Origin of the sequence: Shigella sp. FJ200513 (assembly GCF_040495915.1) — a bacterium.
Taxonomy (GTDB): Bacteria; Pseudomonadota; Gammaproteobacteria; order Enterobacterales; family Enterobacteriaceae; genus ECMA0423.
On the sequence record NZ_JBDYCV010000224.1, the window covers coordinates 1 to 1935 of the forward strand.

Consider the following 1935-nt stretch of genomic DNA (forward strand, 5'->3'; position numbering starts at 1 on the left):
CCATTATACGATGCCCGCATATGGTGCCGACTACCGGAATCGAACTGGTGACCTACTGATTACAAGTCAGTTGCTCTACCTACTGAGCCAAGTCGGCACTGGACCGCCACCGGGGACTCGAACCTCGCACACTCAACTTAAAGGGTTGACGCTCTTTCCTGATGAGCTAGTGGCGGTTGGTGGCCCTTGCTGGATTTGAACCAGCGACCTGGCGATTATGAGTCGCTCGCTCTCACCACTGAGCTAAAGGGCCGGGCGCAGGATAATAACGTTACGAAATCAATGTTGCAAGCATTCAAAAATCACCCTTATCTCCTCCACCAGCGCATTCACCATGTCTATCCGAGATAAGTGGCACAAAAAACCCGCTTGTGGGCGGGTTTTGTTTGCTTTTGCCATCACGTACAAAATCGGCAAAGTATCAGATTTGCATGAATATATGCCTTTCAATCTACTTTTGCAACACTTTGCTTTGAAAATGCCGTCTTTTTTTTGAACGTGTTCTCATTACAAACAATAAAGCCTCACTATCCAGTCGGTGAAAAATGTGTTTCATTGCAACCCAGTGACGAGTAAATGTTTTGGACCAGTTTTTAGTTGTCACTCCCGCCAGTAATGCCAGCTCCTGGTATTCATAACCTTCCCCACCAAAAAGTTCTGCTTTTACTGCCTGCGCCGCCAGCCAGATTAATTTTTTCAGGCGTTCCTGCGTTTTCCCTGCAATTTTTCTGGTACCGGATTGAGCATTAAATTCATTCCACGCCCACTGTGTTATCGCGATCTGATATTCCCAACAAATACTCCCGCTGTAACACCACAACAACCAGGCTTTATAGTGCTCTTCAAGAGACAGAACAGCCCGCCGCCACGATGATGTCGAAAACTCAACCGGACTGACCAGAGGAATTGACGTCCCCTTCGCCAGCGATTGCTTTCCCGGGATTGGTGGATTATCCCGCGTTATCATTTTTCCAGTCACTTCATCGCGGTACCGGATTTTTTTACGCCTGTAACGCCCTGTATCGAACATGGCATTCTCTTGCCAGGCTTCAAGCTGACCTTTTGTTGCCCCACTCAAATCAGCGGTGGCGATAATGAGCTGCTCACGCACAAACTGTAAATACTGGTTATTCATGCGCACCCCAGTTCTGTGATTTTTATCCCCAGCCGCCCACCAGGAACGAGCTGACCGCGCACAATATTGATTTCATCAAACTGCTCGTCGTCTATAAGTAGTCCAGCATGCGTCAGCGCATCCAGCGGTGCCTTCAGGATATTGTCCAGGTCACGACGGCGCTTATCCGGTGGCTCTGCAATAATCTTTATCGCCAGCCTTCCGGACAGGTTTAATTTCAGTCGCTGCTGGCGAACAATTAGCGCCACATCACGGCGATAACGCTCACCGGCTTTTGATACAAAATATGTGCTGCCACGACGTCGCCAGTAGGTGTTCACCGTTGGCGGGTAAGGCAAAACAAATTCTATGCGTTCGGTCATTTATGCTTTCCACTTCAGAACACCCGAATTTCTCGCGTGCATTAAAAAACGAATCAGCAACAACAACTGACTACCGTGTTTTTCTTCAAAATCTTTTACCCCGGCGTGTAGTTCGTTATGGCATTTACGACACAGCGGAATAACAAACAAATCGTCAGCCTTTGTTCCCATCCCTCCCAGTCCATGACCAATGATGTGGTGCGGATCATCTGCCTGATTGCCACACGTCATGCATTTCTGCGTTTTTACCCAGCGCGTGTATACAGGCATCTCTTCCCGTTGTGGTTTCTGGCGCTGGAGATACTGAGCCGGAGATTCCGGATCAACGGCAATGCTGACCACCGTCTCTTCCTGTGGTGGATTCTGTTGCTGGTGGGCGTGAGGCAGCGGCGCAAGATTTTTTGTGCGCTGCTTCAGTATGCTGGTGGCGGTCTGCTC

Annotated in this window: 2 protein-coding genes, 3 tRNA genes and 1 pseudogene; all 6 read right to left on the bottom strand. The window is 49.1% G+C overall.

The genetic code is table 11. The features are described from left to right. Positions 1 to 21: 21 nt before the first annotated feature. Positions 22 to 97 (bottom strand) — tRNA-Thr (locus ABZJ92_RS21690). 2 nt (positions 98 to 99) lie between these two features. Continuing rightward, positions 100 to 176, bottom strand: a tRNA-Lys gene (locus ABZJ92_RS21695). Position 177: 1 nt separating this feature from the next. Further along, positions 178 to 253: transfer RNA gene (locus tag ABZJ92_RS21700), tRNA-Ile, on the bottom strand. Between the two features lie 193 nt (positions 254 to 446). Further along, positions 447 to 1135 (bottom strand): annotated as a pseudogene (locus tag ABZJ92_RS21705) (bacteriophage antitermination protein Q). Further along, positions 1132 to 1497, bottom strand: a complete 366-nt coding sequence (locus ABZJ92_RS21710) for a RusA family crossover junction endodeoxyribonuclease (RefSeq protein ID WP_000140020.1) — start codon at positions 1495 to 1497, stop codon at positions 1132 to 1134. The pseudogene ABZJ92_RS21705 and the gene ABZJ92_RS21710 overlap by 4 nt, the downstream one beginning before the upstream one ends. Further along, positions 1498 to 1935 (bottom strand): DUF968 domain-containing protein (locus ABZJ92_RS21715; protein ID WP_152025995.1); only part of this gene is annotated, 438 nt, incomplete at its 5' end.

Bases quoted from the DNA above. Each gene is read 5' to 3' on its own strand.
- ABZJ92_RS21710 (WP_000140020.1), bottom strand. From the start codon at position 1,497: ATGACCGAACGCATAGAATTTGTTTTGCCTTACCCGCCAACGGTGAAC.